At 67.2% G+C, this 25,644-nt stretch carries 18 protein-coding genes; 4 read left to right on the top strand and 14 right to left on the bottom strand.

Going from position 1 to position 25,644, the window contains the following annotated elements; all coding sequences use genetic code 11:
* Positions 1–48: 48 nt before the first annotated feature.
* The 4 genes from NU1_RS38955 to NU1_RS38970 form a co-directional block, all read right to left on the bottom strand.
* Positions 49–1,413: a M16 family metallopeptidase gene (locus NU1_RS38955; protein ID WP_084522213.1), complete on the bottom strand. Its 1,365-nt coding sequence runs from the start codon at positions 1,411–1,413 to the stop codon at positions 49–51.
* 191 nt (positions 1,414–1,604) lie between these two features.
* Positions 1,605–3,866: a polyribonucleotide nucleotidyltransferase gene (locus NU1_RS38960; protein WP_067529395.1), complete on the bottom strand. Its 2,262-nt coding sequence runs from the start codon at positions 3,864–3,866 to the stop codon at positions 1,605–1,607.
* Positions 3,867–4,325: 459 nt separating this feature from the next.
* The gene (rpsO, locus tag NU1_RS38965; protein WP_067529397.1) at positions 4,326–4,595 is read right to left on the bottom strand and encodes a 30S ribosomal protein S15; all 270 of its coding nucleotides are present in this window, start codon (positions 4,593–4,595) and stop codon (positions 4,326–4,328) included.
* A gap of 134 nt (positions 4,596–4,729) precedes the next feature.
* Positions 4,730–5,662: a bifunctional riboflavin kinase/FAD synthetase gene (locus NU1_RS38970; protein ID WP_067529400.1), complete on the bottom strand. Its 933-nt coding sequence runs from the start codon at positions 5,660–5,662 to the stop codon at positions 4,730–4,732.
* A gap of 155 nt (positions 5,663–5,817) precedes the next feature.
* On the opposite strand from NU1_RS38970, the gene NU1_RS38975 reads away from it, so the two are divergent.
* Positions 5,818–6,606, top strand: a complete 789-nt coding sequence (locus NU1_RS38975) for a metal-dependent transcriptional regulator (RefSeq protein ID WP_084522214.1) — start codon at positions 5,818–5,820, stop codon at positions 6,604–6,606.
* Between the two features lie 184 nt (positions 6,607–6,790).
* Here NU1_RS38975 and NU1_RS38980 read toward each other — a convergent pair whose 3' ends face one another.
* A complete protein-coding gene (locus NU1_RS38980) occupies positions 6,791–7,900 on the bottom strand; it encodes a helix-turn-helix domain-containing protein (protein WP_067529403.1) in 1,110 nt (369 codons plus the stop codon).
* A gap of 159 nt (positions 7,901–8,059) precedes the next feature.
* Between NU1_RS38980 and NU1_RS38985 the strand changes: the two genes are divergently transcribed.
* Entirely contained in the window at positions 8,060–9,700 is a 1,641-nt protein-coding gene (locus NU1_RS38985; protein ID WP_067529406.1) for an FAD/NAD(P)-binding protein, read from the top strand.
* A 494-nt stretch (positions 9,701–10,194) separates the two neighbouring features.
* Here NU1_RS38985 and NU1_RS38990 read toward each other — a convergent pair whose 3' ends face one another.
* From NU1_RS38990 to NU1_RS39025, 8 genes are all read right to left on the bottom strand, one after another.
* Complete coding sequence (locus NU1_RS38990; protein ID WP_067529408.1) at positions 10,195–11,016, bottom strand: hypothetical protein; 822 nt, start codon at positions 11,014–11,016, stop codon at positions 10,195–10,197.
* An 89-nt stretch (positions 11,017–11,105) separates the two neighbouring features.
* Positions 11,106–13,205 (bottom strand): amylo-alpha-1,6-glucosidase, encoded by a 2,100-nt coding sequence (locus tag NU1_RS38995; protein ID WP_067529410.1) that lies wholly within the window; start codon positions 13,203–13,205, stop codon positions 11,106–11,108.
* Positions 13,202–14,344, bottom strand: a complete 1,143-nt coding sequence (locus NU1_RS39000; RefSeq protein ID WP_245720515.1) for a glycosyltransferase family 4 protein — start codon at positions 14,342–14,344, stop codon at positions 13,202–13,204. Before NU1_RS39000 ends, NU1_RS38995 begins: the two co-directional genes overlap by 4 nt.
* 241 nt (positions 14,345–14,585) lie before the next feature.
* Positions 14,586–15,521: a tRNA pseudouridine(55) synthase TruB gene (truB, locus tag NU1_RS39005; RefSeq protein WP_067529412.1), complete on the bottom strand. Its 936-nt coding sequence runs from the start codon at positions 15,519–15,521 to the stop codon at positions 14,586–14,588.
* An 80-nt stretch (positions 15,522–15,601) separates the two neighbouring features.
* Positions 15,602–16,276: a 4'-phosphopantetheinyl transferase Npt gene (gene npt, locus NU1_RS39010; protein WP_067529413.1), complete on the bottom strand. Its 675-nt coding sequence runs from the start codon at positions 16,274–16,276 to the stop codon at positions 15,602–15,604.
* Positions 16,277–16,411: 135 nt separating this feature from the next.
* The gene (locus NU1_RS39015) at positions 16,412–17,371 is read right to left on the bottom strand and encodes a metallophosphoesterase family protein (protein WP_067529415.1); all 960 of its coding nucleotides are present in this window, start codon (positions 17,369–17,371) and stop codon (positions 16,412–16,414) included.
* A gap of 351 nt (positions 17,372–17,722) precedes the next feature.
* Positions 17,723–20,404 carry a dermokine domain-containing protein gene (locus tag NU1_RS39020; RefSeq protein ID WP_067529417.1) on the bottom strand — a complete coding sequence of 894 codons (2,682 nt, stop codon included), beginning with the start codon at positions 20,402–20,404 and terminating at the stop codon, positions 17,723–17,725.
* A 10-nt stretch (positions 20,405–20,414) separates the two neighbouring features.
* Positions 20,415–22,094, bottom strand: a complete 1,680-nt coding sequence (locus tag NU1_RS39025) for an Hsp70 family protein (protein ID WP_067529419.1) — start codon at positions 22,092–22,094, stop codon at positions 20,415–20,417.
* 50 nt (positions 22,095–22,144) lie between these two features.
* Here NU1_RS39025 and NU1_RS39030 point away from each other — a divergent pair, with 50 nt between their 5' ends.
* Together NU1_RS39030 and NU1_RS39035 are read left to right on the top strand one after the other, a co-directional pair.
* On the top strand, positions 22,145–22,750 hold the full coding sequence (locus NU1_RS39030) for a nucleotide exchange factor GrpE (protein ID WP_245720516.1): 606 nt from the start codon (positions 22,145–22,147) through the stop codon (positions 22,748–22,750).
* 404 nt (positions 22,751–23,154) lie between these two features.
* Positions 23,155–24,255 carry a 3-ketosteroid-9-alpha-monooxygenase, oxygenase component gene (locus NU1_RS39035; protein ID WP_067529421.1) on the top strand — a complete coding sequence of 367 codons (1,101 nt, stop codon included), beginning with the start codon at positions 23,155–23,157 and terminating at the stop codon, positions 24,253–24,255.
* A gap of 28 nt (positions 24,256–24,283) precedes the next feature.
* Here NU1_RS39035 and NU1_RS39040 read toward each other — a convergent pair whose 3' ends face one another.
* Entirely contained in the window at positions 24,284–25,618 is a 1,335-nt protein-coding gene (locus NU1_RS39040) for an MATE family efflux transporter (protein WP_067529440.1), read from the bottom strand.
* Positions 25,619–25,644 lie beyond the last annotated feature (26 nt).

Raw genomic sequence — 25,644 nt, forward strand, 5'->3', positions numbered from 1 at the left:
CAGCTTTTCAGTCCCCACCAAAGCACGACCGTGCCCCAGACCAGCCCCTCAGTCAACCAGCCGACGCACCACAGCCGGAAGATCGCGAGTGCGACGGTACGGTCCCGCTACCGCCGCGCCGAACGGCCGCGACAGCAGCGTCCTGGCGATTGCCGAAACCTCATGCGTGGTGACTTCGTCTATGCGGGCGAGGGTTTCGGAGACGCTCCGGTGGTTGCCGTAGCTGAGTTCGCTGCGGCCGATGCGGTTCATGCGGGAGCCGGAGTCTTCCAGGCCGAGGACCAGGCCGCCGCGCAAAGAGCCCTTGGCGCGGGCGCATTCGGCGTCGGTGATGCCGTTCTCGGCGACGTCCTCGAGGACATTGCGGGCCAGCGTGGCCACCTGGCCGAGGTTGTCGGGCTGGCAGCCGATGTACACGGAGAAGGCTCCGGTGTCGGCGAAGGTGTCGACGCTGGAGTAGACCGAATAGGCGAGGCCGCGTTCCTCGCGGATGCGCTGGAACAGGCGCGAGCTCAGGCCGCCGCCGAGGACGGTGTTGAGAACCGAGAGGGGCCAGCGCTTTTCGCCGTCGTGGCGGCCGAAGGCACGGGTGCCGAAGGTGAGGTGGGCCTGCTCGCTGTCGCGGTACATGCGGATGAGTTCCGGATTGCCGCGCGGGCGGAATTTGCCTTCGCGGCGGGGTGCGGGATCGCGAGCGGGATCGAGACGCTCGGCGAAGGCGCGGGCCACCAATTCCACCGTGTGCTCGTGTTCGATATTGCCCGCGACAGCCACCACCATGCGGTCGGGGCGGTAGCGGCGCAGGTGGAACGAGCGCAGCTGGCTGGCCTGCATCTCCTCGATGGTTTCGATGGAACCGATCACCGGCCGCCCGATCGGGTGGTCACCGAACAGCGCCGTCAAGAACGCGTCGCCACACATATCTTCGGGGTCGTCATCGCGCATGGCGATCTCTTCCAGGACCACCTGGCGTTCGACATCGACGTCCTCGGACCGGCACAGGCCGTTGAGCACCACATCGGAGACCAGGTCCACCGCGAGCGGCAGATCCTCGTCGATGACGTGTGCGTAGTAGCAGGTCTGTTCCTTGGCGGTGAACGCATTCAGTTCGCCGCCAACGGCGTCCATGGCCTCGGCGATATCGAGCGCCGACCGTGTGGGCGTCGCCTTGAACAGCAGATGCTCCAGGAAGTGCGCGGCACCGGCCACCGTCTGGCCTTCATCGCGCGAACCGACGCCGACCCATACGCCGACCGACGCCGACCGCACGCCGGGTACATGTTCGGTGACGATGCGTAGCCCACCGGGCAGAACGGTGCGCCGCACACCGGTGTCGGCCAGTGGCGCGTCCGATATCGACCGCACCAGCGACGAAGTAGTACCCGACAGTTGACTGTCCTTCTTACGACCCATTTTTCCTGCAAGCCTCTGTTCGAGCGCGGCTGTGACATCTACGAGTTCGAGCACCCGATCACGCCCCGCAGCTCAGATACTCGCTCGAGGAAGACCGGTCTAGCAACGGTCGGTGAATCTGGAAAAACCGGTGGCCCCTCGCTCCGATTCCGGAACGAGGGGCCACCGCACTTACCTCAGGGCGACGTCAGTCACTCGGCGGCGGCAGCCTCGGCCGGAGCCGAGCTGTCAGCGGCGTCGTCTTCGACCGGCACCAGCGAGATCTTGCCGCGGTTGTCGATATCGGCGATCTCGACGCGGATCTTATCGCCGACGTTCACCACGTCCTCGACCTTCGCGACCCGCTTGCCATTGCCCAGCTTCGAGATGTGCACCAGACCGTCGCGGCCCGGCAGCAGCGAGACGAACGCGCCGAAGGCGGTGGTCTTGACGACCGTGCCCAGGAAACGCTCGCCGACCTTCGGCAGCTGCGGGTTGGCGATGGCGTTGATGGCATCGATCGCCGCCTGCGCCTTCAGACCATCGGTCGCGCCGACGAAGACGGTGCCGTCATCCTCGATGGAGATATTGGCGCCGGTGTCCTCGGTGATCTGGTTGATCATCTTGCCCTTGGGCCCGATGACCTCGCCGATCTTGTCGACCGGGATCTTGATGGCGGTGACGCGCGGGGCGTACGGGCTCATCTCGTCCGGGATATTGATGGCCTCGGACATGACATCCAGGATGGTGGTGCGGGCATCCTTGGCCTGGTTCAGCGCACCGGCCAGGACCTGCGACGGGATACCGTCCAGCTTGGTGTCGAGCTGCAGGGCGGTAATGAAGTCGGGGGTACCGGCGACCTTGAAGTCCATATCGCCGAAGGCATCCTCGGCGCCCAGGATGTCGGTCAGCGCGACGTAGCGGACCTCGTCCTCACCCTTGTCGTTCTTGATGGTGTCGGACACCAGACCCATGGCGATACCGGCGACGGGGGCCTTCAGTGGCACACCGGCGTTCAGCAGCGACAGGGTGGAGGCGCAGACCGAACCCATCGAGGTGGAGCCGTTGGAGGACAGCGCCTCCGACACCTGACGGATGGCGTACGGGAACTCGTCCTGCGGCGGCAGCACCGGCATCAGAGCGCGCTCGGCGAGGGCGCCGTGGCCGATTTCACGGCGCTTCGGCGAACCGACGCGACCGGTCTCACCGGTGGAGTACGGCGGGAAGTTGTAGTGGTGCATGTAGCGCTTGGAGGTCTCCGGGCCGAGCGAGTCGACCTGCTGCGCCATCTTGACCATATCGAGGGTGGTGACACCCAGGATCTGGGTCTCGCCGCGCTCGAACAGCGCCGAACCGTGGGCGCGCGGGATCACCGCGACCTCGGCGGACAGGGCGCGGATATCGGCCAGGCCGCGGCCGTCGATCCGGAAGCTGTCGGTCAGGATGCGCTGGCGCACAAGCTTCTTGGTGACCGAGCGGAAGGCCGCGCCGATCTCCTTCTCGCGTCCCTCGAAAGTCTCGGCCAGGCTGGACAGCACGGCCAGCTTGATCTCGTCGATCTTCTCTTCGCGCTCGGCCTTGCCCGCGATGGACAGCGCCTCGTTGAGCTCCGACTTCGCGGTGCCCTCGACGGCCTCGAACACATCGGACTGGTACGGCGGGAAGAGCGGGAACTCCGCGGTCTCCTTGGCGGCCACACCGGCAAGGTCGGCCTGCGCCCGGCACAGGCGCGCGATGAACGGCTTGGCGGCCTCGAGGCCCTCGGCCACCACGGCCTCGGTCGGCGCCTGGGCACCCTCGGCGATCAGCGCGAGGACATTGTCGGTGGCCTCGGCCTCGACCATCATGATGGCGACATCACCGGAGTCGGTGACGCGACCGGCGACGACCATATCGAAGACGGCCGACTCGAGCTGCTCGACGGTCGGGAACGCGACCCACTGGCCCTCGATCAAGGCAACGCGCACGCCGCCGACCGGACCGGAGAACGGCAGACCCGACAGCTGGGTGGACGCCGAGGCCGCGTTGATGGCGACCACGTCGTAGAGGTCCTTGGGATCGAGCGACATGACCGTCACGACGACCTGGATCTCGTTGCGCAGACCGTCGACGAAGGACGGGCGCAGCGGACGGTCGATCAGGCGGCAGGTCAGGATGGCGTCGGTGGAGGGACGACCCTCACGACGGAAGAACGATCCCGGGATACGACCGGCGGCGTACATCCGCTCCTCGACATCCACCGTCAGCGGGAAGAAGTCGAAGTGATCCTTAGGGTGCTTACCGGCGGTGGTGGCCGACAGCAGCATGGTCTCGTCGTCCAGGTAGGCGACCACGGAGCCGGCGGCCTGCTTGGCAAGGCGTCCGGTCTCGAAGCGGATGGTGCGGGTGCCGAAGGCGCCGTTGTCGATGAGCGCTACGGATTCGAAAACGCCGGGCTCGATCTCGGTGGCGGAACTCGTTACTGTTTCGGACATTTTTCTTCTCTCAACCTCTCGTCTTCGCCAGATCCGCGGGCGCTGGATATCAGCGCGCGATCCGGCATCGTCAGCCGTACCCGATATAGGCGCACCGCAGCCCTCGTGGCTGGTAGCGCGCACACCCGTGCCGTATCCCCTTGGATACAACGACGCGGAGGCGGTCATCGATCGAAGCCCTCCGGGCTGGCTCTCTTCCAAGCTCTGCCGAAAGGCCACTACCGAAGACCGACGCCACGCGACGGATGCATACAGCTGTGCGTTGGTGTGCACGTGACCGGCGATCCCTATGAGATATCTCAGCGAGATTCGGTACATGCACGAATAGCCAACGAGGAGATTCTATGCCTCCCCGTTGGCTGGTTCGTCAACTGCCTAGGGCAATTGTGGGCTCATCCCCGCACACGCGGGGAAAACCACCTGGTGTGTCGCGGCCCACGCGACACGGTGTCGTGAAGATCAGCGACGCAGGCCCAGACGCTCGATCAGCGAACGGTAACGCGCGATGTCGTTGGCCTGCAGGTACTTCGAGAGCCGACGACGGCGACCGATGAGCGCAAGCAGACCGTGCCGCGTGTGGTGGTCGTGCTTGTGCACCTTCAGGTGCTCGGTCAGGTCGGAAATGCGCTTGGACAGCATCGCGATCTGGGCTTCCGGAGAACCGGTGTCAGTCGGGTGCAGGCCGTACTCGGCCAGAATGGCCTTCTTCTGCTCGGTGGTCAAAGCCACAGACATTCACTCCTGTTTTTCAGTCCGCGCAATGAGTAGCCGGGAAAGATCCCCGGATGGGTGCCGCCGCGAACCACAGCAAACCCAACGGGCCAGAGTACCGGACAGTGGGTGAGCACCGGAAATCGACCCCATCAGGCCGTCAGGACCTCGCGAGCCTGTTTCACATCGCGGCCGATGGCCTCGACCAGATCCTCGATCGAATCGAATTTCCGCATACCCCGTAATTGCTCGATGAAATCGACGGCGACGCGCTTGCCGTAGAGATCGCCGTCGAAATCGAGAATGTGCGGTTCGACGGTGCGATTGCGGCCGTCGAAGGTGGGGTTGGTGCCCACCGAGATCGCGGCCATCCGAGTATCGGACTCGCCGAGGACGGTGAACCAGCCCGCGTACACGCCGTCGGCGGGAATGGCGGCGTGTATGGGCGGGGCGACATTGGCGGTCGGGAAGCCGAGGCCCTTGCCACGGCCGTCACCGTGCACGACCACGCCTTCGACACGGTGCGGGCGGCCCAGCGCCTCGGCGGCGGCGGCCATATCCCCGGCCACCACACAGGAACGGATATAGGTGGAGGAGAAGGTGACCGCGTGCTCGCCGAGCAGGGTCACACCGTCCACCTCGAAGCCGTACTGCTTACCGAGTTCGCGCATGGTGTCGACGGTCCCGGCGGCCTGCTTGCCGAAGGTGAAATTGTCACCGACCACGACCTCGGTCACGTGCAGCTTGTCGACGAGCAGTTCCTGCACGTAGCGCTCGGGGGTGAGCTTCATGAATTCCTGGGTGAACGGCATGACACAGAACACGTCGATACCGAGTTCGGCCACCAGTTCCGCGCGTCGATCGAGGGTGGACAGCTGCGCCGGGTGCGAACCGGGCCGCACGACCTCCATGGGGTGCGGGTCGAAGGTCATCAGCACCGAGGGAACGCCCCGTGCCGCAGCGGATTTCACCGCGCGGCTGATGAGCTGGGCGTGACCGCGGTGCACGCCGTCGAACACCCCGATCGTGAGCACGCACCGGCCCCACTCCGCGGGCATCTCATCGAGACTTCGCCATCTCTGCACAAGCGCAGCTTACGGAAAGCGCGTCACAGACAATATTCGGCCGTGGTGATGTTCACTGCTGGACAGGTGTCGATCACCCCCGATTCGCCCGCCCGTCTCCCACTCTTCTGACCCGTCAACCAGGCAGCGCGCCAATGTGGGAAACCGGACCAGGTATGCCTAAGCTCGGGTGCGTGCCCGGAAAACGAGACATCGCCACGCGCCGCGAGCTGGCAGATCCGTCCGCACCCTCCGTACCCGATGGCGAGACCGACGTCACCGCGACCGACCCCGCGTCGAGTGTCGCGCCGGTGCTGTCCTCGGTCGCTCAGGACTACCTGAAGGTGATCTGGACCGCGCAGGAGTGGTCGCAGGAGAAGGTATCGACCAAACTGCTCGCCGAGCGCATCGGAGTGTCGGCGTCCACGGTGTCCGAGGCCGTCCGCAAACTCGCCGACCAGGATCTGGTGGTCCATGCCCGGTACGGGGCGATCACCCTCACCGAGGAAGGCCGTCGGGCCGCGGTCGCCATGGTGCGCCGGCATCGGCTCATCGAGACCTTCCTGGTGCAGGAGCTCGGGTACGGCTGGGATGAGGTGCACGATGAGGCGGAGGTGCTCGAGCACGCCGTGTCGGAGACCCTGATGGCCCGGATAGACGCCAAACTCGGACATCCGGACAGGGATCCGCACGGGGACCCGATCCCCTCGGCCGACGGCGCGGTGCCCACTCCCCCGGCACGACAGCTCAGCGATTTCCGCGATGGCGAATCCGGCCGGGTGGTCCGGATCTCCGATTCCGATCCGGCCATGCTGCGGTACTTCGATTCGCTCGGCATTGCCCTCGATACCCCGATCTCGATTGTGGAGCGGCGAGATTTCGCGGGCACCATCGCGATTCAGGTGCAGGACCGCACCATCGACCTGGGTGGTATTGCCGCCGAAGCGATCTGGCTCACCGCCTGACGCCGTGGCAAAGATGGCCGGGCGAAACCTATCAGCCCAGTCGTCATCCCAGCGTGTTTCAGGCTGGGGTCCACACCCCCGAAGCGCATGAGCTGATCACGGTGGATTCCGGCCAAAAGCACGCCGGAATGACGGGCTGGTTCCAGTGGCGAGCATGGTTCCGCAGCAACCTGTCTGGACGCCGCTAGTTTCGTTCGACCCGGACGGTGTCGCGGGCTGCTAGGGGCTCGTGGAATTCGGTGAAGAGTTTCGCGACCAATTCGCCACGACTGGTGACACCCACCTTGTCGAAGATGGCTTTCACATGGTCGCGGACGGTATGCGGGGATAGGTACAGCCGTTCGGCGATTTCGCCGGTGGGCAGGCCGCGAGCGATGAGATCGATGACATCGAGTTCGCGGCGGGTCAATTCATAGGCGGCGACCACGAGCGCGGCAATCTCGGAGGGTTTCGCCGGTTCGATGACCAGGGCCGTCGAACCGCCACGACCCGCGCCGTCGCGCAGGCAGGAGGCGTGGCAGACCAGCCAGCGGCCGGTGGTCGCGCGAATGCGGATGCGAGCGCTGCCACCGGTGAGGCGGGCGCGACCGGCGGTACTGAGAATCCATACCGGCAGCGGTAGCTCGATACCGAGGGGTGTGCGCGTGGACGGGCCGGGTGGCATCTGCGCGAGTAGGTCGCGGGCCTCGTCATTGATCGACACCAGATTTCCGTCGGTATCGAACAGCAGCATGCCCGGGGCGTGCGCGGTGTTCTCCGGTGAATACGCCGACGGCTGGGCGAAGGAACGCAGGCGCTGTGCCAGCGGCGCGGACAGCGCTTCGACGAGAGTGATATCGGCGGCGTCGAATTCGGCGCGGCCGCCCGCGCGGAACAGACTGAGCTGCCCCCAGGACTGCCCGTCGATGCGGAACACGGCGCGCAACTCGTCCTCGAAGCCTCGCGGCCGCATGAAGTTTCGGTAGAGCGGGCTCAGGGTCGGTTGGTCGCCGGTGACGGCCCGCAGTCCGGCGACCGGGACCGGGGCATGAGCGAGATCGCGGAACAGGTTGACGTGCTCGGCGAAAATCTCCGATTCCCAATAGGTTCCGCAACCGCCCTCGTGCAGGTTCTCCACCCGCACCGGCGCGGTGGTCAGCCCGTTGATCGGATCGGTGGCCACCCAGACGGCGGCGTCGAAGGGGGCGATCCGCTGTAGCCGGTCGGAGGTGTCGGCGAAGAGCGCGTGCGCGTCCGGGGCGGTCGCGATATCGGCGAGCAGCGCCTCGACCGCATGGGGCGTCGCGGTGGTCATGGCAGCAATGCTGGCCCGTCCCCGGGGCCGTCCGCCATCCCTCATATGAGGGGGAACCGTTCCGGGTGCGGGAAATCCCCCTATTCGCGGGATGGGAACCGGTGGTCGCGCCGATAACGCTGGTCCAGGCATCACCGAGTGATCGGAAGGACTCAGACCATGCATATCGGAATCATCGGCGCGGGCGCTGCCGGAGTCGCACTATTGGACGCGCTCGCCGCGACGGGCGGGGCACCGGGAGCCGTCACGGTTTTCGACGGCTCGCCCGCACTGTGGCGGGGTCGGCCGTACCAGCCGGATCTGGAGGCGGTGCGGGTGAACGCGCCACCCATGATCATGTCGATTCGGGCGGGCGATCCGACGCACTATCAGCGGTGGTTGGGCGAACAGCCGGACGTCGCGGGCTATCTCGACGAGGCGATGGGGCAGACGCTGGTGCCGCGCGGACGGTATGGGAAGTATCTGGAGGACACCGCGCGGGCGGCCATCGACGAATTGCGCAGGGCCGGTTGGCGGGTGAGCGTGGTCAATGCGCGGGTCAGTGGGTTCTCGCGCGACGTGGGGGTGGTGCCACACCTCGAGGATGGGGGTCGCGCGCCGGTCGAGCGGGCGCAGTTACATGCGGAGGACGGCGGCCAGCTGCGAGTCGGCCGGACGGTACCGCACGCCGGTGACGGGAGCCACGCGCCGGTCGAGCGGGCGCAATTACATGCGGAGGACGGTGGGCACCTGCTAGTACGCCGGGCGGTATTGCACACCGATGATGGGCGGCGCGTGCCGGTGGATCGGGCGGTGCTGGCTGTCGGAAACGGCCGCCCGCGTGACCATTACGGGCTGACCGGAGCCTCCGGCTATGTGAACGAGCCGTATCCGCTCGCCAGCAAGCTGCCAGAGGTCGCGGCGGATGCTCATGTGGCGGTGATCGGGAGCGGGTTGACGGCCGTCGATATCGCGGCCGGACTCGCGGCACGCGGGCATATCGGGCCGATCAGTTTCCTGTCCCGCAGCGGGACACTGCCATTCGTGCAGAAGCGGCCGGTGCGGCTCGAACCGCGCTACCTCACGCCGGAGCGGGTACTGCGGGTGGTGCGGGAATCCGGCGGACTCTCCTTCGAGGATCTGGTCGCGCTCATGCGCGCCGAACTCACCTATCTCGGACAGGATTTCGACTCCTTCGCCGCCGAGATCCTGACCACCGAGACCGAGCCGCCCATCGACCGGCTGCGACGGCAGCTGGCGGACGTCGATACGCCGCATCATGGTTTGCGCTTGCTCGCCATGGCCATTCGCGCCATCGGGCCGCTGGCCTGGCCACTGCTGAACGAGTCCGATCGGACCGGATTGCGCGGACGGCACTTCCGCACCATCAATAGTCTCAGCTCACCGATGGTGCCGCACAACGCGAAAATCATGCTGCGCCTGCTGGATTCGGGCCAGCTGCGGCTGCGACCCGGTGTGACGAAGATCGAGGCCCGACCCGGCGGCGGATTCACCGTTGTCGATGAGACCGCATGGGACGTCGACGCGGTCGTCAATGCCGTCAACCCGCCCGCCTACACGACGCCGAGCGAAACCGAGCCGCTGGTGAGCGCCCTGCTGCAGGCGGGCGCCGCCGAATTCCACCCGGCGGGAGGACTTTCCGCCGACCCCGCCACCCGACAGCTACTGGTCGGCGGCAAACCCGACCCGACCTGGCATGTCGTCGGTAATCTGGCCGCCGACTCGATGTTCATCGCCACCAACCCGCCCGGTCTGGCGGGCGAGGTCGCACGACTGGCCCGAACACTCGTCGGCGGCTGAGGCTCGGGCACGACAGCAGCGAGCGCTGCCTTGTTCGCCCGGCGAGCTCTCCCCTGCGGACCTGCCAGCATTCCCTGTCATCGCGGCGTGCACCTCGTCGTCCCGGCGTGCACCCCGTCATCCGGCAACACTCCCCGCCGGCCCGGCGTGTTTGTGGCCGGGATCCGCTACTACTCGGCGGCGGATTCCGGCCACATGCACGCCGGAATGACGAAGGCGGCCGGGCACGCCGTGACCTCGACCCAACTTGACGGCCCGCCGCGCGAACTGGCGGCGGGAACCTGTCGACGATCGCCGCCACCGGTTCCCCTGCGTGGGTCAGCAGGCGGGGAAGTGCGGCAACCTCCTCCGACATCGCGAAGTCGGCCAACCCTTCCCGTCATCCCGGCGTGCTTGTGGCCGGGATCCACTACTCATCGCGGTGGACCAGCCGAAGCACGCCGGAGTGATGAAGGCAACCGGCCGACATCGTGACGTGAGCTCAGGCGACCAGGTCAGCAGGCGGGGAAGTACTGTTCGAGGTTTTCGGGGACGCCGTCGGATCGGGCTGTGCTCCAGCAGGTGTCGTGGGGGAAGCGGACGTAGGTGGTCCACGGTGTGTCGTAGGTGCGGTGGACGATGCGTTGGTTGTCGCCGGGGGAATCCCAGCGGATGACCGCCCAGAAACCGTCGCATTCGGCGACCGTGGGGGTGGCGTCTTCCAGATAGGGCTCTACGGCCAGGTCGCGGACTATGGTCTGCGCTGCGCAGATCGGGTCGGGGGCCGGGTCCTGGAATCGCAAGCTGCCGTAGACCGTTTGGCCGACGGTGGTGACGAACAGGGTGTGCAGGCCCTCCGGGACCGGGTTGGTGCCGGGCGGTGCGTTCATACCGAGGCGGTAGCAGCCGACCGGTACCGCGAAGACGGCTTGGCCATCGGCGTCGGTGGTGTCGTCCCAGCGGTACACCTCGGGGGTGCCCTCCGGCAGATCGTTCGAGGCGGGATCGCACGGCTGGTACAGGCGCAGATTGACCGGGACATACGGGATAGCGGTGCCCTGCAGGGACACGGTTCGAATAATGGCGGTGCTACTGCCCTGTGGTGATCCGGGTTGGTCGTTCGGCGGCACCGGCGTCGTGACGCCGGGTGCGGTCGGCGCGTTCACCTGCGGGACGCGGGGCCCGGGTGCGTTCGGAGTCACCGCGCCCGCCGGGGACTGCGATGACGTGGTGAGTCCCGAGGTGGCCTGCGGTGGCGCGTCGTCCATACCGCAGGCCGTCGCGACCACCAACGCGCCGATCATGAGCACCGCCGGTAGAAATCTCCGATGACCCATTGCCGCCGCCCTCCGGTCACGCACATCCGATATCCAGATATCGGTTGCCGACCGGCAGGAATTACCACTGATCACCCCCATTTACAGGGTCAGGGCTGGATCAATTCCCAGTCGCCGGGCAAGCCCTCCACTTTCACCGAGGTCCCTTCGGCTTCGATGGTCACCGTGGCCGATCCCAAGCGCAGATCCGCCAGCCGTACCCGCCCCGCGCGCTCGGGCAGTCGCGGCGTCACCGTCAGGGTGCGCTGCGGCACGTTCGGTGCCAGCCCGAGGAAGGAGCGCATGAGCAGCAGCGGTGCGGCGCTGGCCCAGGCCTGCGGTGAACAGGACGTGGGATACGGTACGGGCGAACGGAATTCACGTCGAGCGAAACCGCAGAACAGCTCCGGCGGGCGGGCACCGAAGTCCCGAACCGCCTCCAGCAGACCACCGGCGAGGCGTTCGGCCAGCTCCCACGCACCGGGGATATGCCGGTAGCGCAGCAGCCCGGCGACCGCGATGGCCGTATCGTGCGGCCACACCGAACCATTGTGGTAGCCCATGGGATTGAAGCGCCCCATGGACGCCGACAGCGTGCGCAGCCCGAAACCACTGTCCATATCGGCGTTTCCGAGGTGCTCGATCAGGGTGGCGGCGCGCTCGTCGGCGACAATGCCGGTCCACAGGCAGTGCGCGACATTGCTGGTGAGCGCGTCGACCTGATTCTTGGCACCGTCGAGCGCGAGCGCGTACCAGCCGCGCTGCGGTATCCAGAACGCCTCGTCGAATCGGGTCTTCAACTCCTGTGCCGCCGCGCGCAGCCGGGCGGCCGTCGTGTCATCACCGTCTGCCTCGGCCAGGTCGGCGCGGCCCATGCGGGCGGCATAGACGTAACCCTGGACCTCGCACAGTGCGATCGGTGGGTCCGCCAGATGTCCGTCGGCGAAGCTGATCGAGTCCCAGCTGTCCTTCCACCCCTGATTGGCAAGGCCGCGATCGGTTTTGCGTTGATACTCGACGAATCCGTCGCTATCGGCATCGCCGTAGCGGTCGATCCAGGCCAGCGCGGCGTCGGCGGCGGGCAGCAGTTCCCGGATGGCGTCCGGATCGACGCCCCACCGCCAGCATTCGGCGAGCAGCATGACGAATAGCGGTGTCGCGTCGGCGGTGCCGAAATAGACGGAGCCGCCGAGGACCAGATCACCGCCCGGACCGTGCCGCATCTCGTGCATGATGCGCCCCGGTTCTTCCTCGGTGACCGGATCGTCCTGCACCCCTTGCAGTTTCGCCAGTTGGCGCAGGGTCCCCAGGGCGAGGTCGGAGTCCAGTAGCAAGGCCATCCACGAGGTGAGCAGGCTGTCGCGGCCGAACAGCGCCATGAACCACGGCGCGCCCGCGGCCACATACGCCGTCCCGTCGATCGGATCGTCCATGCGGAGCGCACCCAGATCGCTCTCGGTGCGCTGCAGTACGGCGGTCAGACCCGCACCGCTCGCGGTGAGACTGGTTGCCGTGGCCCGCCATTGGCGGATCTTGTTCGTCGGGCTGTCCTCGTCCTCGTGGGCGAGATTCATCGGCACGGCGCGGTGTTCGAGGATCGGCTGACAATGCACCACGGTCTGCCAGCTACCGCGCCGGGGCACCACGATCCGCCAACTCATCGTGCCCGGCTGGACCACCGGATCGCCGGTGGCGGTCACGGTGAGCCCGCGGCCGGATTCCTGTCGATCGGTCAGATGCATGGCGCTGTCGGTGGTGCTGAGTTCACAGCCGCCACCGTTGACCCGCCCCTCCTTGACCGCGAACAGATCCGCGAAATCGGAGTCGGCGGTGAGGGTGACGGTCATCGCGGTGTCCTCGTCGCCGAGATTGCGCACCACGATGGTCTCGCGCATACCGTCACCGATCATGCGCTTGCGCAGCACCAGCACCGTGGCATCGGCGACGCCCGGATTCGGCGGCTTGCGCGCCACGAACCGGGCCCGGAACGCCTCCGGCATCATGACCGAAAGCTGCTCCGGCGTGCGGCCGTCCAGCCGTAGTTCCCAGCGGGCGAGGACGCGGGCATCGCGGTAGAACAGTCCTTGCGCGGTGCCCGCGTGCATATCGCCGAGCGCATCCGACAGACAGAAGGTGCTCGCCTCGACCATGGTCACGATGCCGCCCCGGTCATCGGCTATCGGCGGCTGACCACCATTGAAAATGGTCATGGCCGACTGGTGACCATCTCGTCGGGTCGACCGGCGACCAGCTCATCGGTCTCGCTGAGTACCGCCGGTACCACGATGCGGTGCGCGGCCGGTGCCGAAAGCCGTTCGGCGTTGATGGATACGGCCCGCCGATACGCCGCCTCGTAGCCGCTCGCGAGACGGTCGGCCGCGAACAACTCCTCGACCCGCTTGCGGCAGGCGTAGGGGTCGATTTCGTCGAGCCGTGCGAGGGCCTCGGGCAATTCGGCGGGATCATCGCAGATCCAGCCGGTGACGCCGTGTTCGACGACCTCGGCGACGGCGCCGCCGCGCAGTGCGACCACCGGCGTACCGCAGACCATCGCCTCGATCATGACGATGCCGAAGGGCTCTTCCCATCGAATCGGGAACAGCAGGCAGCGCGCACCCGCCAGCAGGTGCCGCTTGGCGGCGGCATCGGCCTCGCCGAACACATCGTCGGAGTCGGTGAGCAGTGGTCGGACGCTCTGCTCGAAGTACGCCTTCTCCGGGGGCTCGTTGCACTTGCCCGCCAGAATCAGGCGCAGACCGGCGGCGTGCGCGGCTTCGAGGGCGAGGTCCGGGCCCTTGTACGGCGCGTACCGGCCCAGAAACAGCGCGTAGTCCAGCTTCTCGGTACGAAACGGCCACTCATCCGGGCAAATCGCATTATGTACCCGGCTGATCCAATTCAGATCGGGGGCCAATTCGCGCTGTCGATCGCTGATCGCGACAAGTTGCACACTCTGGTCAAATGACCTGTAGTACTCGTGCATATCGGGATCAACCGGACCATGCACCGTGACGACCGTGGGAATTCCCATCATTCGGTACGCCGCGGCATTGGCCGGACCCGCGAATGTGTGGTCGTGCACGATATCGATGGGCTCCTGCGCGTGCAATTCCTCGACGACGCGCATTGCCTTCATCGTGTTGACGATCTCGGGGTATGGCTCACCGAGACGATGGGTGAGCAGCTCGTCCCACACTCGGACGAACCGCGCCTTGGTACCCGCTCGACCTGCACCGAGCAGAGTCACCCGGTGTCCACGCTCGACCAGTTCATCGGCCAGGGTGGCGACGATCGCCTCCACGCCGCCGTAACCGGCGGGCGGGATATCGAAATATGGAGGAGCCACCATCACTATATTCAAGGGCCGTTCGGTCGCGTTACCCGAGCGGGACGAACGCAAAGCATAAGAGCGAGGAATAAAATCGAAAACCGTAGCGGAATATTCCTCTTCGGATTCGGGCCCTTCGAAACTCATTCCATGCCTCCTCATTGAGGTGAATGATATCGAATAGCTACTTTCCACCGTTGCAGGGTCTTCAAACCTCGACGAGGTCAGCGGCCCACAGCCCTGCTATTTACAACCGCGATCTTCAGAGATTTGCGGGCCGTACCACCATAACCGATGCGGCACGTTTGCCGCTTTCCTGTACCAGTGCGATGGCGTGACCGGCCGGATCGACGGCCGCGTAGACGCCCTGGACACCAATGGGTTCGAGCCAGCGGCCGTTGCGCAGATCCGCGGCCTGCTTCTCGTCCACCTCGCGGATCGGGAAGGCGGTGCGGGCCGCCTCGTCGATATCCAGGCTCAGCAGCGGCTCCTCCGCCTCGGCCGATACGGTCAGCTGATCCAGGGTGCGGGCGTGTTCCAGGGTGAAGGGGCCGACCCGGGTGCGCCGCAGTGCGGTGAGATGTCCACCCACACCGAGCTTTTCGCCGAGGTCACGGGCCAGGGCGCGAATGTAGGTGCCGGAGGAGCATTCCACCTCCACATCCAGGTCCACGAATTGTCCACCGTCACTGTCGATATTGCGACGTTCGAGAATATCGAAACGGCTGACCGTGACCGGGCGGGCGGCCAGCCGCACATCCTCACCGGCGCGGGCGCGGGCGTAGGCGCGCTCACCATTGACCTTGATGGCGCTGACGGTGGCCGGTACCTGCTGGATATCGCCGGTCAATTCGGCTACGCCGGAAGCGATATCGGCATCGGTGACATGTCCGGCGGGGGTGGTGGCGGTGACCTCGCCCTCGGCATCGTCGGTAATGGTGGACTGGCCGAGGCGAATGGTCGCCGTATACGCCTTGGTGGTGAGGGTCAGCAGACCGAGCATTTTGGTGGCCCGCTCGATACCGAGCACCAGCACACCGGTCGCCATCGGGTCCAGGGTGCCCGCGTGCCCGACCTTCTTGGTGCGCAGCAGCCGCCGGGATTTGGCGACCACATCGTGGCTGGTCCAACCGCCGTCCTTATCGACGATCAACAGACCGCCGAGCGCGTCCACCACGGGAGTTCGCTTCTCGCCCATAAGCCCTCAGCCCTCCGCTGTCATTTGCGGGACACCCGCACCCGGTCGGCCCCGATGAGCCGCTGTGCGATTGTCGCTCATCAGCCCTCCACGATCGCGGTCAGAATGAGGCCGTCGGCAATGAGCCAGCGGCCGTCGAAGGTGCGCAGTGGCGCACCGCCGTCGGTGGTGTGCCCGGGTATCAGCAGGTCGCTGTGGAAGGTGCCCGCGCCGCCGTCGGTGCCTTCCGCGTCGACGGTGAAGGTGATGTGGGCGTCCTCGAAACCGAGCCAGCGCGCGGTCAGCGGATACCACGCCTTGTAGGTGGCCTCCTTGGCGCAGAACAGCAGTCGGTCCAGATGCAGTTCGGTACCCGGCAACGCGGCGGACAGCCACTCGCGCTCGACGGGCAGGCTCACCGAGTCGAGAACGCCGTCGGGCAGCGACGCGTGCGGTTCGGCGTCGATACCGACGGACCGGAAACGCAGTCGGTGCGCGAGCGCCGCCGCGCGATAGCCGTCGCAGTGGGTGAGGCTGCCGACCACGCCGCGCGGCCACACCGGTGCGCCCATCTCGCCCTTGCCGATGGCGACCGCGGGCTCACCGAGCTGGGTCAGGGCCTCGCGCGCGCAGTGCCGGGCGCCGATGAAATCGCGGCGGCGCTTCTCCACCGCCTTGGCGATGAGATGCTCCTCGCCCGGATGAGCCTTCAGATCCGGCGGATAGGCGCGCAACTCGGCGGCGGCGACCCCGGAGGGCAGGATGGTGTCGATCAAGCGCGCCGACTCCGTCGTCGCGTCTGCCTGCTGCTCGATGACCGCCTCCTGCTCAACCCGATTCGTGCCGTATCGAGCCTAACGCGACCGGTGGAACGGGATTCAACCGCCGCCGCTCCAGGCGGCGCCGACGCGCTACGCCAGCCCGCGCCGCTTATCGGCCTGCGCGCGCATCTCCTGGGCCATCTTCTCCATTTCCGGCGTGATCTTGAAGTGGCCGCCCCAGGCGTTCAGGTCGTCCGGACCGTACTGCGGGTTCGGCAGGATCTGACGCAGCAGTTTGTCCGGGAGGCCACGGCGCTTCCACTCCCGCGGGTAGCCGAGGGATACCTCCTCGTGGCGGACGCCCTCGTGGAAGGTGGTGCGCGGAATGTGCAGGTGGCCGTAGACCGAGCACACGGTGTTGTAGCGGATATGCCAGTCGGAGGTGAGATCGGTGCCGCACCAGAGCGCGAACTCCGGGTAGAACAGCATGTCGGTCAGCTCACGCAGCAGCGGGAAGTGGTTGATCAGCACCACCGGCGTATTCGGTTCGAGGGCGTCGAGGCGGCGCTGGGTGTACTGCACCCGGGCGTGACACCAGGCGTCGCGAGTCGCGTACGGCTGCGAGGACAGCAGGAATTCGTCGGTCGCGACCACATTGCGTTCGCGGGCGATATTCAGCCCCTGCGCCTTGGTGAGGGCCCCCTCCGGCATCCACGAGTAGTCGTAGAGCACGAACATCGGCGCGAGGGTGACCGCGCCGCCGTACTCCTCGGCGCCCGCACCCTCCCACACCGGGAACGGATCCTCCGGGGTGAGCACATCCAGATCCCGGCACAGCGCCACCAGGTAGTCGTAGCGGGGCGCGCCGTGGATCTGCACCGGATCCTTTGCGGTGGTCCACAATTCGTGATTGCCGGGGACCCAGATCACCTTGGCGAAGCGACCGCGCAACGTCTCCAGGGCCCACCGGATGTCATCGGTCTTCTCCCCCACGTCACCGGCCACAATCAGCCAGTCCTCGGGGGAATCCGCCCGGATCTGCTCCACCACCGGCTTATTGCCCTGATGACCGACATGGATGTCGCTCACCGCCATCAGTTTCGGAGTCACCCGGTTCCGCCTCTCTACTCGCGGCCACACACCGCACGCCCTATCCGGCAACGGCATCGACCCCCACCAGATTCCCACGCGGTGCGAACACCGGTGCACCCGGCCGAGCCGGACGGTCAGCGTACGGGCACGGTGTAGGCGGTACAGGCCTTGCCTTCGATGCGGATCGGCGGGGCGAGGCGGTCCACGACGGACCTTGCGTTCGGACCGCAATCCAGCCACCTCCCTGCCGTCCAGACGCACTCGGCATTCCCGCGTGCCGTTGGCCGGAAGCTACCGGCAGTTGATGTGCCATAGGCGTTGGTCCCGGCCGAGTACCTCGCGGCAAACGGGGACGCGGTGGTCGCCGAATCAACCGTTCCAGCGGATGCGGGCGGTCGGCGCGAATCCGACCGCGACGGTGAGGGTTCCACTCGGTGCCCGGCGGCACGAGGCGATGGCGATGTGGCACGGTGTGGATATGTCGGCCGGGATGCGGACGCCGCCGTCGATCTGGTAGCGGGTGTTGGTGACCTTCCAGGCGCGGGCGTCCGGGTCGTCGGGGGCGACGGGTGGTGAATCGGAGCGGGCCACCACCATGACCTCGGTAATGCCGGGGGGCCAGTCGAAGATCAGGAGACCGCCTTGGGCGGTGAGGTTTTCGACGGTCGGCATACCGCTGGGGGTGGGGTTGTCGGTGGAGCCCGTGGGGGTGGTGGGCGCGTGCGGAGTCGGCGACGTGGGCGCGGCTGCTGTGGCCGGGAGGGGCGGGGCGGGGGTGCTGGTAGGTGATGGCGCGGAAGCGGATGCGGCGGCGTGACCGCGAGGAGGACGCGTCATATCGATACGACCCACTCCACCCGTTCTGTCCGCGGCATTGGAATGTCCGCTGACATCGGCATAACCCGCAGCGCCGGTCGATCCCGCCTGGGCGGTCGACGTGGGAATGGCCGGAGTCGGAGTAGCCGAGGCGGAGGTGGCGGCGCGACCTCGAAGCGGACGGGTCATGTCGATACGACCCGCTCCACCGCCACTGCCCGTCGTGTCCGCAGGTCCGCCAATGCCGGTGGGACCCGCCGCGTGGGTGCGGGCCGCTTGATCGCCCCGCCCCGCCTCGCCGGTGCGCGGGGCTGCGTCGGTGCGGCTCATCTCCGATGCTCGGCCGGACATGGTGGCGACGACGCCGTAGACCGGCGGTGGTCCTGGCGGCGCGCCGCCGTCTTCGAGTTCGGTGGTGCGGGTGCGGCCGACTACCCGCCAGGAGCCGTCGGGTTGCAGGCGGGTGACCCGGTATTCGACGTGTGCGGTCTGCGAGGGGGACCAGGTGATGGTGACGGTGCCGTCGGGTTTGCGGGTGGCGGAGATGGTCGCGGGCGGGTCGAGGGGGACGGCGGCGAGGGCGGCCTGGGCGCCGGTGTGGTCGGCGCACAGGTCCAGGACGGCGCGCATGGCGCGCATGCGGGCGTCCACCGGTTCGGTGGGGGCGGCGGCGAGCATGCGGTCCGCCTCCGCGATGGCGGCGCGAACCTGGGCCAGCAGCTGCGCGAGACCCTGTCCGCCTTGCGGATTCGGTACATCGGAGGCGCTGCGCTCCAGGTATTGCAGGTGGTCGAGGGCCTCGATATAGCGTTTACCCGCGCAGCCGACGGTGGCGCTGCGCCAGCGCACGGCGGCCTCGGCGAGAATGCGGCCCACCTCGTCGGCGACCGGACGCACCGAGGTGAGTCCGTCGGTTCCGGCGTACTGCCGCGCCTGCTCCACATGGCGGGACGCTTCGAGGGGGCGTCCGGCCCGCAGCGCGGCGCGGGCCGCCTTCAGCGGTTCCTCCCACGCGCGGGCGGATGAAGTCTGATGTCCCCGTGCGGGACTCGAGTGGGACGAACCGGCGTGCGTGGCACCACTGTGCGATTGCGACGAACCGGCGTGCGAGGTGCCGCTGTGCGATGACCCGGTACCCCGATGCGATGAGCCGCCACGCGCGGGACTCGAGTAGCCACCGCCCGTCGCATGACGCGAAGCACTGTGCGTAGCACCCGCATTCGATGCGGTGTGCGCGGAACCGGTGGGCGGCTGCGTGACGCCCTCCACCGTCGATCCCAATTCCACCGCCAGCCCGTAGACCACCTGCTGCGCGGTGCCGTGATCCAGACCGGCGGCAATGGCCTCGCCGACCAGGAACTCGTAATCCGCCTCCACCAGTTGGTCTTCCACCAGTACCGCGGCCCGCACCTGCGGGCGCAGCAACTCGGTGACATCGGAGGCAATGGCCTTCAAATAGTCCTCGACACCCTGCCCACCCGGTTCCAGCAGGTCGCGGACGTGCACCAGCAGCTCATCGAGCACCACCCGGATGCGTCCCGGCGGCAGCTCGCGGGTGCGGGCGCGCAAAGCCTCGGCGCGCAAACGGATTTCACCGGTCTGCATGGCCCCCGCGTAGTCCAGACCCAGGAGCGCGAGCAGCGTCGGCACCGCATCACCCGGCAGCAGCCGCTCGTATTCGGCGAGCAATTGCCGGATCTGCCCGCGCCGCTGCGCACTCAAACCCTCGGATTCCGGTGCGGCGGGCACGCTTTCGTCGAGAATGCGATGCCGTCGCACCCGCGCCGCGATCTCCGCCGCATCGAGCCCGCTCATCTTGCCGATATCCTCGAGCCCGGGAATCTTCCCGGCCGGAATCCCACCGTGCCGGTTCACGAGTCGCTCGATGGCGGTGTCGATCATCTCGTAGCGTTCGCCCTCGCGCCGGGCCCGCAATTGCGCCACGCGGTGGGCTTCCACCCGCCGCGAGGAGGCCGTCCGCAGCGGCATCGACAACCTGCCGTGCCCGTCCACCAGCAACCCGACCAGCACCCGGTATTTCGGATGGTCGCGCTGCTTCTGCCAGAACCCCCACACCTCGTCGATACGCGCACTCACCTCGACGTCGGTGACGGTGCTCGCCTCATCGAGGGGAATGTCGTACAGCTCGAACGCATCGGACTGTTCGATACCGCCACGCTTTTCGACGGCGGCGAGTACTCGTTTGCGGTATTCATTGGGATCGAAGGCGCGCATGGGTTTTCGCCTACGCGGGCCGACGCCGCGTGCGTTGCAGCTGGTCGAGTTCGCGTGCCACATCCGCCGCCGACAGCGTCGCGCCGGTCTGCACCGCCAAATTCAGCGGGATATCGGCATCGACGTGGTAGGCCGTCACATGCAGCACACCGTCGAAGCCCATCTCGAAGGTCACCCGCACCTCGCTGCCCGCCGAATAGCCGGGCGGAATATGCATCCGGCCCTCGACGAGCACTTTCGAATCCTCGGGACGGGTGGAGGCGGCCTGCCCCTGCTGTTCGACAATGGTCAGTTCGATCTGATCCTGATCGGCGCGCACGGTGCCGTAGGAGCGGCGCACCCGAATCGGCAGCGTCTGATTGCGGTGCACCAGCCAGCTGGCGGCCAGCCCGTTGTACGGATCCAGTGCCAGCACCCCGAATCCGCGCGACACCACGGTGTCGACCCGAATATCGATCATGCGCCGCACCAGGCTCACCGGCTGCCCGAAGGAGGCGGCCACCCGCGCGATGGACTGTTCCAGATCCGTGGGCGAGGCCTCGCTGATCTCCGCGCCGTCGCGGAGCCGACCGCGGGTCACCAGATCGGCGACCACCAGGCGCTCCATCTCCAGCTTCTCGCCGTAGAGGGCCGCGCCGCGCGCCACCGACAGATCCGGGTCGCGCAGTTCACCGTCGAGACCGAGTTCGGCGCGCAGTTCCCGCGCCACCATCGGCATGCGTGACGATCCGCCGACCAGCAGCACCCGGTCCACCCCGTGCACACCGCGCTGTTCGGCCGCGGCCAGGCACGCCTTGGTGAGGTCGATGGTGCGCCGCATGAGTGAGGAGGTCATGGCCTCCAGCTCGGTGCGGGTCAGGGTGATCACCGCGCGCGCCCCGTCATGGGCGATGACGACCTCGGTGCTCTCGGCGTCGGTGAGTTCGTGTTTGGCGCGTTCGGCGGCCAGCACCAGCATCTGCGATCCGGCCGAATCATCGAGGGGATCCTCGGCGTCGGGATTGGCGGCGCAGAACTGCTGGGACAGATGCAGTGCGATGCGCTCATCCCAATCCGCACCACCCAGCTGGTGATCGCCCTCCACCGCTAGCACGGAGATGCGCCGATCGGCCAGCTCGATCACGGTGGCATCGAAGGTGCCGCCGCCGAGGTCGTAGACGAGGACGGTTTCGCGCGCCCCGCCCTTGTCCATGGCGATACTGCCGTCGAGTCGCCCGAACCCGTAGGCCAGCGCGGCGGCGATCGGCTCCGACAGCACCCCGGCGACATCGAATCCGGCGTAGGTGCCCGCCTGAATGGTGGCGCGACGCTCCTCGTCACCGAAGTACGCGGGCACCGTGATCACCACTCGCCGCACCGTATCCGCCCCGGCGAATTCGGCGTCGGCGGCCAGACTCTTCAAGATCAGCGAGGACACCGCGGGCGCGGACCAGGTCTGCCCGTGCGCCATGAACCGCCAGTCGGCATCGCCCATTCGCCGCTTCACCAGCGCGCAGACATGCTCCGGATCCAACCGTGATTGCCGTCGCGCGCCCTCGCCGACCACATGATCGTGCGCGGACGCGAACAGGACCACCGAGGGGACCGTCGGTTCACCGTTCAACCCCACCAGGACTTCTGGACGACCGTCGGCATCGATACGTGCGATAGCCGAATTCGTTGTGCCCAGGTCTATTCCAAAGACCCCCATGGCACGCGATCGTAGCAGCCGAAATCCGGACACGGGGATACAGTTCTGTGGTGACCGAATCCGCCGCAGCCACCGGACAATCCGACGGCGCAGCCAGCCAGGACGCAGCCGAGAACGTCGGCCGGCCGCCCTGGACAACGCCGACCGATCAGGCGTTCACCCCAGCCCGCGAGGCAACCGCGACCGCCGAACAGTTGGTGGAGCGTGTCGATGACCTGGCCCGGGTCGTCGCCCGCCAGGCCAGCACCCTCGAGCGACTCGCTGACGAGGGCAAGGCGCGCGCCCAGCGCGAGCGCGCGGGGGCCGATGTGCCCCTGGTGGTGGAATTGTTCGCGCTGCACGAGGACGCGCGGACCCTCGCGGGCACGGCGGGGTCCGATACCGAGCGTTCAGCGTTCGAGACCTTCGCGGCGCGAGTGGAGCGGTTGCTCGCCGGACGCGGCGGGCGGCTGGTGGAGCCGACGCCGGGCGCGGTATTCGACGCCCTCACCATGGAGGCCGCCGATGTGTGCGAGACCGCCGATCCCGAGGCCGATCGCACCGTCGACACGGTGATCACGCCGGGCCTGCTCGTCGGCGAGCGGTCGGTGCGGGCAGCCAGGGTGGTGGTACGGCGGTTCCGTGCGCCGAAGGCCGAGGCGACGATCCCGGGGTAGTCGCCAACACCCGCACGAGCTACTCGGGGCCGAAATCGCGACGTCGATAGCCCGCCCCCGTCATTCCGGCGCGTAGCCCGCCCCCGTCATTCCGGCGCGCTTTTGGCCGGAATCCACACCTCCGCAGTAGTGCACCCCGGCCAAGGAACAGGCCCGGGGATGACGAGGGCGCCTTCCGACATGAATGAGGGTGCACCGAGCCTGCGCCCCCAACCGGTCAGTCCGATTCATCGACTTCCCACCAAAACTGGAACACGTTACAGTTTTAGTGGCATCCTGCAATGAGACAACCGGATCCGTCGGGCCCGTGGCCGAATGCCCGAGCCGATGAGTCCGATCATCGACCGCGGAGGACCACGGTGAAGGCACAAGAACAGCACCGGACCATCGATGTAGGGAAGCCGATGACGCGATTCGCGCGCGGCTGGCACTGCCTCGGATTGGCCGAGAGCTTCCGGGACGGGAAGCCGCATTCGATCCAGGCGTTCGGCGGCAAGTTGGTGGTCTGGGCCGACAGCAAAGGCGAACTGCACTGCCTGGACGGGTACTGCCGCCATATGGGTGCGGATCTGTCCTACGGCAGCGTGAAGGGCGATGACATCGCCTGCCCGTTCCATGATTGGCGCTGGCGCGGCGACGGACGGTGCGCGGCAATCCCTTACGCGAAGCGGGTGCCGCCGCTGGCGAAGACCAGGTCCTGGATCACCTGTGAGGAGAACGGGCAGTTCTTCGTCTGGCACGATCCGGAGGGCAATCCGCCGCCGCCGGAGGTCGCGATTCCGCATATCGAGGGTATCGAGACCGACGAGTGGAGCGAGTGGAGTTGGAACTCACTGCTCATCGAGGGTGCGCACTGCCGGGAGATCGTCGACAACAACGTCGATATGGCGCACTTCTTCTATATCCACTTCGCGTACCCGATCTACTTCAAGAACGTCTTCGAAGGGCATGTGGCGACGCAGTTCCTGAAGTCCAAGGGGCGGCCGGATGTGCACTCCAGCTCGAACTATTCGGTGGAGAACTCGCTCTTGCGTTCGGAGGCTTCGTATTTCGGGCCGTCCTACATGATCAACTACCTGCACAACGACTTCGGTGAGCACACCGTCGAGGTGGCGCTGATCAACTGCCACTATCCGGTCACCCACGACTCCTTCATGCTGCAGTGGGGTGTGAGCGTGCAGCGCATTCCGGGCGTACCGGCGGAGAAGGCACCCAAGTTGGCCAAGGCCTTTTCCAAGAGCTTCGGCGTCGGCTTCCTCCAGGACGTGGAGATCTGGAAACACAAGACACGCATCGACAATCCGCTGCTCACCCAGGAGGACGGACCGCTGTACCAGTACCGCCGCTGGTACGAGCAGTTCTACGTCGACGTCGCCGATATCACCCCCGATATGACGCAGCGTTTCGAATTCGAGGTCGACACCACCCATGCCAATGAGGCGTGGCAGGCGGAGGTGGCGGAGAACCTCGAAAAGCAGGCGGCCGCACAGAATAACGGGCAGTAGGCCGCGGCCGTCCCGCGGTGGTGGGTGTTCAGGCGAGTCGGCGCGGCACCTCTGTGCCGACCGTCGCCCACTTCCCCGAGAGCGCACGCCAGGAGACGGCGATCAGTCGCAGCACCATGAAGGCAACCAGGCCGGACCAGATTCCGGCTATCCCCCAGTCGAAGGCGAGGGATAGCCAGATGGCGGGCAGGAAGCCGAGCAGGGCCGAACCGAGGGTGGCATTGCGCAGGAAGGCGGCGTCGCCCGCGCCGAGTAGGACGCCGTCGAGGGCGAACACCACGCCCGCGATGGGGATGATGGCGACGAAGAACCACCACACCACCTGGGTGCGGTCGAGCACCGACGGGTCGTCGGTGAACAGCCGTGGAATCGCGGTGTAGCCGAGGGCGAATACTCCGGCGAGCAGCACCGCGAACACGGTCGACCAACCGGTGATGCGCCGCGCCAGTGCCTGGGCTCCGCGCGCGTTGCTCGCGCCCAGCGCCGCGCCGACCAGTGTCTGCGCGGCAATCGCCAGCGAGTCCAGGGTCAGCGCCAGGAAATTCCACAGCTGCAGCACCAGCTGATGCGCGGCCACCGAGGCCGCCCCGAACCGGGCCGCCACCGCCGCCGCGGAGACGAAGCAGGCCTGAAATGCCAGGCTGCGGGCAATGAGATCGCGCCCCAACACCAGTTGGGCCTTCATCACCTCCGGATGCGGAGCCAGAGACACTCGCGCCCGCAGCAGCGCCTGCACGAACAACCCGCCCGTCACGAGCTGCCCGATCACATTGGCCACCGCCGATCCTTCCAGCCCCCAGCGTGGCGCACCGAGCAGCCCGTGCACCAGTATCGGACACAACACGGCCGAAAGCGCCAGTCCGGCAACGACATACAGCAGCGGACGACGCGTTTGCTGAACTCCGCGCATCCATCCGTTCCCGGCCATGGACAGCAGAATCAACGGCACCCCGAACGAGGCGATCCGCAACCACGGGAGCGCCTCCTCGGCGATCTCGCCGCCACCCGCGATGGCGCGGACGATCGGACCCGCGAATACCTGCAGTACGGCGACAATCGCGAGACCCACGCCGAGCGCGAGCCAGCTGGCCTGTACGCCCTCCCCCACGGCTCCGCGCTCATCGCCGCCGCCGTGCCGCCGCGACGCCCGCGCGGTGGTGCCGTAACTCAGGAAGGTCAGCTGCGAACTCAATTGCGCCAGGACCAATCCCCCGACGGCGAGTCCGGCCAGCGCCAATGCGCCGAGCCGTCCGACGACGGCCATATCGAAGAGTAGATAGAGCGGTTCGGCGACCAACACCCCGAGGGTCGGCACCGCGATCCCGAGAATGCGCCGCGGCCCGGCACTCGCCACATCCGCCACGGTGCCCGGCCGCGCGTCCGCCGTCA

Source organism: Nocardia uniformis NBRC 13702 (assembly GCF_001613345.1).
Classification (GTDB): Bacteria; Actinomycetota; Actinomycetes; order Mycobacteriales; family Mycobacteriaceae; genus Nocardia; species Nocardia uniformis.

Coding starts and splice junctions, on each gene's coding strand:
- NU1_RS39035 (WP_067529421.1), top strand. CDS start 23,155: ATGACGCGATTCGCGCGCGGCTGGCACTGCCTCGGATTGGCCGAGAGC.
- NU1_RS38990 (WP_067529408.1), bottom strand. CDS start 11,016: ATGGGTCATCGGAGATTTCTACCGGCGGTGCTCATGATCGGCGCGTTG.
- NU1_RS38955 (WP_084522213.1), bottom strand. CDS start 1,413: ATGGGTCGTAAGAAGGACAGTCAACTGTCGGGTACTACTTCGTCGCTG.
- NU1_RS38995 (WP_067529410.1), bottom strand. CDS start 13,205: ATGACCATTTTCAATGGTGGTCAGCCGCCGATAGCCGATGACCGGGGC.
- NU1_RS39020 (WP_067529417.1), bottom strand. CDS start 20,404: ATGCGCGCCTTCGATCCCAATGAATACCGCAAACGAGTACTCGCCGCC.
- NU1_RS38975 (WP_084522214.1), top strand. CDS start 5,818: ATGCCTAAGCTCGGGTGCGTGCCCGGAAAACGAGACATCGCCACGCGC.
- NU1_RS38985 (WP_067529406.1), top strand. CDS start 8,060: ATGCATATCGGAATCATCGGCGCGGGCGCTGCCGGAGTCGCACTATTG.
- NU1_RS39025 (WP_067529419.1), bottom strand. CDS start 22,094: ATGGGGGTCTTTGGAATAGACCTGGGCACAACGAATTCGGCTATCGCA.
- NU1_RS38980 (WP_067529403.1), bottom strand. CDS start 7,900: ATGACCACCGCGACGCCCCATGCGGTCGAGGCGCTGCTCGCCGATATC.
- NU1_RS38960 (WP_067529395.1), bottom strand. CDS start 3,866: ATGTCCGAAACAGTAACGAGTTCCGCCACCGAGATCGAGCCCGGCGTT.
- truB (WP_067529412.1), bottom strand. CDS start 15,521: ATGGGCGAGAAGCGAACTCCCGTGGTGGACGCGCTCGGCGGTCTGTTG.
- NU1_RS39000 (WP_245720515.1), bottom strand. CDS start 14,344: ATGGTGGCTCCTCCATATTTCGATATCCCGCCCGCCGGTTACGGCGGC.